The 7445-nt window shown below is 57.1% G+C and carries 7 protein-coding genes and 1 pseudogene; 6 read left to right on the top strand and 2 right to left on the bottom strand.

Translation table 11 applies throughout. From position 1 onward, the window contains the following. Positions 1 to 415, top strand: a 415-nt coding sequence (locus AAAB16_RS25325; protein ID WP_340665842.1) for a hypothetical protein, incomplete at its 5' end; no start/stop codon positions are given. 158 nt (positions 416 to 573) lie between these two features. After that, the gene (locus AAAB16_RS25320) at positions 574 to 1269 is read left to right on the top strand and encodes a hypothetical protein (RefSeq protein WP_340665841.1); all 696 of its coding nucleotides are present in this window, start codon (positions 574 to 576) and stop codon (positions 1267 to 1269) included. 310 nt (positions 1270 to 1579) lie between these two features. Here AAAB16_RS25320 and AAAB16_RS25315 read toward each other — a convergent pair whose 3' ends face one another. Continuing rightward, on the bottom strand, positions 1580 to 2191 hold the full coding sequence (locus tag AAAB16_RS25315; RefSeq protein ID WP_340665840.1) for a TetR/AcrR family transcriptional regulator: 612 nt from the start codon (positions 2189 to 2191) through the stop codon (positions 1580 to 1582). Positions 2192 to 2273: 82 nt separating this feature from the next. Between AAAB16_RS25315 and AAAB16_RS25310 the strand changes: the two genes are divergently transcribed. From AAAB16_RS25310 to epsC, 4 genes are all read left to right on the top strand, one after another. Next, the gene (locus AAAB16_RS25310; RefSeq protein WP_340665839.1) at positions 2274 to 3137 is read left to right on the top strand and encodes an oxygenase MpaB family protein; all 864 of its coding nucleotides are present in this window, start codon (positions 2274 to 2276) and stop codon (positions 3135 to 3137) included. Positions 3138 to 3299: 162 nt separating this feature from the next. Continuing rightward, on the top strand, positions 3300 to 4694 hold the full coding sequence (locus AAAB16_RS25305) for an aspartate aminotransferase family protein (RefSeq protein WP_340665838.1): 1395 nt from the start codon (positions 3300 to 3302) through the stop codon (positions 4692 to 4694). Further along, positions 4691 to 5680, top strand: coding sequence for a TauD/TfdA family dioxygenase (locus tag AAAB16_RS25300; protein WP_340665837.1), 990 nt, complete (start codon positions 4691 to 4693; stop codon positions 5678 to 5680). The genes AAAB16_RS25305 and AAAB16_RS25300 overlap by 4 nt, the downstream gene beginning before the upstream one ends. Before the next feature lie 276 nt (positions 5681 to 5956). After that, on the top strand, positions 5957 to 6940 hold the full coding sequence (gene epsC / locus AAAB16_RS25295) for a serine O-acetyltransferase EpsC (RefSeq protein WP_340665836.1): 984 nt from the start codon (positions 5957 to 5959) through the stop codon (positions 6938 to 6940). Positions 6941 to 7105: 165 nt separating this feature from the next. Here the strand turns inward: epsC and AAAB16_RS25290 are convergent. Further along, positions 7106 to 7445 (bottom strand): annotated as a pseudogene (locus tag AAAB16_RS25290) (PLP-dependent aminotransferase family protein); the annotation flags it as partial.

Raw genomic sequence — 7445 nt, 5'->3', positions numbered from 1 at the left:
TTCACTATTCACCAACGAGGCTGCGAATAGAAACGTTAGTGACGCTTATGCTTACGCTTGGTCCCACGACCTGTATCCAGTCGGTAACCATGGTGTTGATTGGCATGGGCCTCACAAGCATTGCTTCGAGATTGGAGAAGAAAAGGTAGATGAGCTAGCCAAGTTTCTCGATGACCTGAATCTCAAGGGTGAGACGATCACTTTTTATGAGCTGGAAGATCACTTTCGGATAAGTAGTGGCTGTGTTGCTCACAACTGGGAGCGAATGGATCTGGTGTTCTGCTGCCGCTACTTCTGTTTGCTGGAATGGTTTGGCGAGGATTTTTGGAAAGGCTTAGTAGGTCATTCCAATTGTCCTAGTGAATCGCATTCGGTACGGAGTGGCTTTGACGCTAATGAGGTATATTTTGAGTAGTTGATATTCAATCGGTCGCTTCGAATAAATACGTGCGCAGCGGCCTTGTTTTAAAAAAAGCATGCATAGCATAGTTGTTAATTTTTTGATTTGGAATGCTTGCAGTATGTGGCTTATTCATATGTCGTTCTACATCGAGTATTAGGGCGGAGTCTTCGATGAATTTAAAATTGGTAGACGTTTTCTGTGCTGTAGTACTAATTTTCATGGGAGTTATTTTTGGCAGAGCTCTAGTGGAAGATCAGTTTTTTGTGATTGGAAATATTCATGATTTGTTGGAGTCTTTTGCCGCAATAGCGACTATCGCAGCAGTGGGAGTTGCATATGTTGGAATAAACACTTGGCGCAGCCAAATTAGTGCAGCTACTGATCATGACTTAGCTAGAAGAGTGGCAATTTGTGTTAATAAATTGACGAATGAAGTTTTGTATTTGTGGGGGCAAGTGGGCTCTGCAGCAACAGAGGTGAGGAAAGCCCCGCCACCAACAGGGCTTAGAATGTATTCGCTTTTTCGGGACGGAATTCAAAATCGAGTGAGCGCAAGCGAATCCTTTCGTGCCGAAATAAAAACGCTACAATTTGAATGTCGTGCGTTATGGGGTGATGACTTTTCTTTTAAATTTGATGAGCTTATGCAGTTCGAATATCTATGTGTCCAGACTTGCCAGTCATTTATAAATTGGCAAGAGGACGGATTAGATAGTATTAGGCTATCTATTTATGCAAGGCTGGTTTTGAGTGGTGATAAATGGCTCGTGGATAAAGGATTGGACAAGCTGGAGTCTGTTAATAAGTACCTGAAAGAAATAACAGCTGATTTGGATTCTGCGTTAAAGGAAAAGATGTTGAGATGATTTTTTATCATTGTTTTATAGGGGGTTTTTGGCGGTATTTAAGCTTCCTGAAAGTTAGCTAATAATTGCGTAGCTACCTCAATTTTTCTGGCGTTTTCGTGAACAAGCAGTTTTCCTAATCCGTAGGTGGTGCCATAAGCCAGCGGGAATGTACCGTGACCAAAAGGGGACTGACCAAGAGGGGGGGCAGATTTATTTCTCAACTCTAAACCTCCGCTCCGTACCAGTCTTTTTTAAACAGACGCCATCCATTAGCACTCCCGGTATAAACAACCCACTTGTTCCGTCCGGCAAAAGCATTCATAGCCCTCTATCCACCCTCAACCGCCGCCCAGTTCAGGTAAGCCGCCAGCATATCGGCAAGACTGTCGACCAACTCCTCTTCGCTCAACGGCGGGTTCGGCACGCTCAGGTAGCGGATTAGGGTCATAAGCACGCTGTTTACCGATACAAACAGCACGGGGTAGGCGGCTTTGATGGGCAGCGTTTGCATATGGTCGAGCAGGTAGCGGCGGCAGGTTTCGAGTAGGTGTTTTTCCAGTTCGTCTACTACGTGGTGGGTTTGTAGTTGTTGCCAGTGGCGGGCGAGTTGCAGGTAGCGTTGGTCGCCGTGTTGCATAAATGCGAGTACCGCGCGCAGTAGCACTACTACGGCGCTGCGAATGTCGGATTTCAGTAGCTGTTGCAGGTGCGCGTCGATCAGGGTTTTTAGTTCGTTCAACATCTGGTTGAGCAGGGCGTCGAGTAGCCCGTTTTTGTCGGCGAAGTATTGGTACAGCGAGCCGATGCTTACGCCGGCTTCCGCGGCAACTTTGTTGGTGCTGAAGTTCGCCAAGCCTTCGCGGGCCACTACGCGGCCGCTGGCTTCTACCAATATTCCAACCATGTGCTGAGAGCGCTGCTGGCTTGGTTGCTTGCGCATGACACCTTCCTTTGCGAATTGAATGCGAGCTGAGGCTCGCATTAGAGTCCAGCTGGCCGATTCAAGACCAGAGGTCATCGCAATGCAAGCTCAGCCCGCCCTACAACATGAAGAATGGCCAGTGCCCTTGGCGCCGGATTCGCTGACCTGGCGCTATTTTGGCGACTTGCGCGGGCTGCTGTTGATTAGCCGCGTGGGCTTGCTGCAAAACCTGCATCCGGGTTTGGCAGCGGGGGTGGCGCAGCATTCGGACCTGTTTAATAACCCGTGGAACCGCTTGCTGCGCTCCATTCCACCGATTCTCGGCGTGGTGTATGACGATGCGGCCGGGCAGACCGGCCGGCGTGTGCGCGATTTTCACCGCCATGTGAAGGGTACCGATGGCAATGGCCGCAGCTATCACGCGCTGAGCCCGGAGCTTTTTTATTGGGCGCATGCGACGTTTTTTGAGGGCCAGATTGCGGCGCAAGCGTTGTTTGGTGAGCCGTTGGCGGAGGCGGACAAGGCGCGTCTGTATCAGGAGTCGATCCAGTGGTACGCCTTATATGGTTTGCCGATGACGCCTGTGCCAGCCGATTACGCGGCGTTCAAGGTGTACTGGGCGCATATGCTTGAGCAGGTGCTGGAGCCCACGGAGGTCGCGCGCTGGTACTTGGCGGGCAATAAGGCGTTGCCGGCGCCATACCCGTGGCTACGCGGGCCGTTGTGGTGGGTGCTGCGCCCGCTGTTTGATCGCGGCGCGCGCTGGCTGGCGATTGGCACGTTGCCGGCGGAACTGCGCGGCAAACTCGAGCTGAGCTGGACGGCGCGGGATCAAAGGCGCTTGGAACGACTGGCGTATTGCGTCAGAGGTCTATGGCGCGTATTGCCGTCCGGCTGGGGGTACTTTGCGCAAGCTCGGCGGGCGTTTAGGCGCGCGCGGTTAGCGGCAGAAGCGCGCCGTTAGACCGCGCTGAGCATTCTGGCAGCCAGCAGCACCCGCACGCGCAGACAAACTTTTGACCCGGCCTAAATCCGTCGCCAATTCCCACGTTACTTCTTGCAACGGTTGCCGATCGCGCGGGCGCGCTTTTGGTTGAGCCGATACCAATTCACGGAGTATCACCCCATGCAAGTCGCCACTGCCTCGCGTGCCATCGCTGCCGAAGAAGTGCTTTATCAGTTCGACGAGTCGCCGCTGTTGGAACGGCAAAAACGCCAAGAGTCGAATGCGCGCAGCTATCCACGGCGCATTCCGCTTGCGCTCAAGCGCGCTCGTGGCATCTATGTGGAAGACGTGGAAGGGCGGACCTTTATTGATTGCCTGGCCGGTGCCGGCACCTTGGCGTTGGGGCATAACCATCCGGTGGTGATTGATGCCATTCGCCAGGTACTCAGCGATGAATTGCCGCTGCATACCCTCGACCTCACCACCCCGGTGAAAGACCAATTTGTGCAAGACCTGTTCGCCGTGCTGCCTGAAGCCTTGGCCCGCGAGGCGAAAATCCAGTTTTGTGGCCCCACTGGCACCGATGCGGTGGAAGCGGCACTTAAGCTGGTACGCACGGCTACGGGGCGCAGTGGCATCTTGTCGTTCCAGGGCGGTTACCACGGCATGAGCCTGGGCGCACTAAATCTGATGGGCAATCACGGGCCGAAAAAGCCCTTGGGCGCCGTGCTGGGCAATAACGTGCAGTTTTTGCCGTACCCCTATGACTATCGTTGCCCGTTTGGCCTGGGCGGTGAGCAGGGCGTGCAGGTCAATCTGAATTACCTGGAAAACCTGCTTAACGACCCGGAAGGCGGCGTGCTGTTGCCGGCCGCAGTCATTGTTGAAGTGGTGCAAGGCGAGGGCGGTGTGGTGCCCGCTGATATCGCTTGGCTGCAGGGCCTGCGGCGCATCACGGAGCAGGCGGGTATTGCCCTGATCGTGGATGAAATTCAAAGCGGTTTTGCCCGCACCGGCAAGATGTTTGCCTTTGAACACGCCGGCATCGTGCCCGATGTGGTGGTGTTGTCCAAAGCCATTGGCGGCAGTTTGCCGTTGGCGGTGGTGGTGTATCGCGAGTGGCTGGATACCTGGGCGCCCGGTGCACATGCCGGTACTTTCCGTGGCAATCAGATGGCCATGGCCGCCGGTTCTGCCGTGCTGCGTTATTTGCGCGAGCACGATATCGCTGGCCACGCCACGGCCATGGGCGAACGCTTGGTTGGGCACTTGCGCACCCTGCAGCGTGACTACCCGCAGATGGGCGATATACGCGGGCGCGGCCTGATGCTGGGGGTGGAATTGGTCGACCCGCGCGGCGCTGTCGACAAGCTCGGCCATCCGCCAGCCTTTACCGCCTTGGCCGGGCGCGTGCAGGCCGAATGCTTGAAGCGTGGGCTGATTCTGGAACTCGGCGGCCGCCACGGCAGCGTCGTGCGTTTTCTGCCGCCGCTGATTATCAGCGCCGAGCAAGTGGATGAAGTCGCCAGCCGCTTCTCCCGCGCCTTTGCCGCCGCTGTGGATGCGCTGGCATGAGCGCGGTCGCCAGCCCGTTGCAACTGAGCATTCGGCCGCTGCTAAGCAATGGCGGTTCGCTGCCGTTACTGGTGCAGGCGCCGCAAGCAGGGATCGAATTGTTGCAGGTATTAGGCGAAATTCGCCCGCTGGTGGACGCGCATCTATTAAAGGCTGGTGGCATTCTGTTTCGTGGTTTTGAGGTGGGCGATGCCGAGCGCTTTCGCGCATTTGCCGCGGGCTTTGGGCATAACTTGCTCAACTACGAATTTGGCTCCACGCCGCGCAGCAACGTCACCCAGGGCGTGTACACCTCTACGGAATACCCGGCACACCAGCGTATTCCGCTGCACAACGAGCAGGCTTACACCCGCGAGTGGCCGATGAAAATCTGGTTCTACAGCATGATTGCTGCCGAAACCGGCGGCGAAACGCCGATTGCTGATAGCCGCGAGATTTTCCGCCGCATCGCCCCCGGCATTCATGAGCGCTTTAACCGCCATGGCCTGATGTACGTGCGCAACTTCGGCAATGGTTTGGATGTGCCCTGGGAGCAGGTGTTTAACAGCGACGACCCGGCGGTGGTGGAAGCGTACTGCGCGCGCCAAGGCATCAGCTGCGAATGGAAAGACGACGGCGAGCTGCGCACCCGGCAGATTTGCCAAGCCGTGGCGCGTCATCCGCAGACCGGCGAAGACGTGTGGTTTAACCAGGCGCACCTGTTCCATATCTCCAACCTGGCCGCCGATATTCGCGAAAACCTGTTGGACATCGTCGACGAAGAAGACCTGCCGCGAAACGTCTACTACGGCGACGGCAGCCCTATCGAAGACAGCCTGCTCGACGAAGTGCGCGGGGTTCTCGACGAATGCGCCATCAGCTTTGCCTGGCAAGCGGGTGATGTGCTGATGCTCGACAATATGCTCGCCGCCCATGCGCGTTCTACGTTTACCGGTAAGCGCAAAGTGGTTGTGGCGATGGCAGAAGGGCATGGCAGCGTTGCGTAGGGTGTGCGGGGCCGCGTTCGGTGTGCGCGCATGGCGTTTCCGCGGATATCGCTCGGTGCGCACAGCACACCCTACGGCGACGGGGTAGCGCTTTTGTAGGGTGCGCTATGCGCACCATGGCGTACACGCAAATGGTTTTTTGCGGTGCACATGACACACTGCGCTTGCCTAGACGATTTGGTTCTTAGCCTAAACGAATTAATTATTTAGGCCGCCCACGGCGGCGACATAGAGTAGCCATCCCGTCTAATCCGGCCCCGTGCCAAAGGGATTGCCATGTCTGAACAGCTCAAACCCGGCCTCGGAAAGCTGACGCCAACGCCCGCCGAAGCCGTTAGCCAACCGGTGAATTGGCAGTTGGGGCAGATCGTTAACGAGCTCCACGCCGTGCGTGCCGAATGGCGCAGCAGTAATGGCCGCGCCCGTGAACTGGGTGGCCGCGAGCTGCCGTCGCGCCAAGCCATGGCCACTATTCTTGATGGCCTGATCGGCGCGCTGTTTCCCATGCGCTTAGGGCCAAGCAACCTGCGCCAAGAAAGCGAAGATTTCTACGTCGGCCATACCCTCGACAATGCCTTGAACTGCCTGCTGATTCAGGTTCGCCTGGAGCTGGCCTACGCCGCCCGCCAACGCGGTGAAGAGCCGAGCAGCGAAGCCGATGCCGTGGCCATTGTTCGCGACTTTGCCAGCGCCTTACCGGCCATGCGCCGTTTGCTGGATACCGATGTGATCGCCGCTTACCACGGTGACCCAGCGGCGCGCAGTGTGGATGAAGTGCTGCTGTGCTACCCCGGCGTGTTGGCGGTGATTCACCATCGCTTGGCCCACCATCTGTACCGGGCTGGCTTGCCGTTGTTGGCGCGGATCAGTGCGGAACTGGCGCATTCCTCAACCGGTATCGACATTCACCCCGGCGCGCAGATTGGCCATAGCTTTTTTATCGACCATGGCACCGGTGTGGTCATCGGCGAAACCGCGATCATCGGCAACCATGTGCGCATTTACCAAGCCGTCACCTTGGGCGCGAAACGCTTTACCGCCGATGAAAGCGGCCAGCTGCACAAAGGCCAGCCACGCCATCCAATTGTGGAAGACGACGTGGTGATTTATGCCGGGGCGACCATTCTTGGCCGTATCACCTTGGGCAAGGGCTCGACCATTGGCGGCAATGTGTGGCTAACCCGCAGCGTGCCGGCGGGGAGCAATGTCAGCCAAGCCACCGCGCAAAGCCAACCGCCTGGGGTTGAGGGCGGGAAATAATTGCTGCTGGTTGGAGAGCAGCACCCCTGGGTCCCCGCCTGCGCGGGGACGACGGCGTTGTTTGATCATTCACCGTCATCCCCGCGCAGGCGGCGGTCCGACGATTCGGGAACCAGGTACACAGGGCGTGAAAGCGTCGCAACCCTGGAACCTAAATCCAGCGCATCAAAACGACCCCACAATCCTCCCGAGCATCTCCATCGCCCGCTCACTGGCTTCATCCCACGCATGCCCATGGTTTAGCCGCGCGCAGTTACCAAAGCGCCGCGTGGCGGAGAAGATCGGCCCCGGCGCCAGGCTGATGCCTTGCGCCAATGCCAGCTGAAACAGCTGCAACGAGTCGACTTGCTGGGGAAATTCAAACCACAAAAAGTAGCCGCCACTGGGCCGCGTTACCCGCGTTTCCGCTGGGAAGTGGCGGGCGGCGGAGGCGAGCATGGCGCCTTGTTGCATTTCCAGGGTGTGCCGTAGTTTGCGCAGGTGGCGGTCGTAGCCGCCGTGTTGC

It is taken from the genome of Pseudomonas sp. (assembly GCF_037994325.1).
GTDB lineage: Bacteria > Pseudomonadota > Gammaproteobacteria > Pseudomonadales > Pseudomonadaceae > Aquipseudomonas.
The sequence above is the reverse complement of the archived record's forward strand: the minus strand, read 5'-3'. Positions and strand labels throughout refer to the sequence as shown.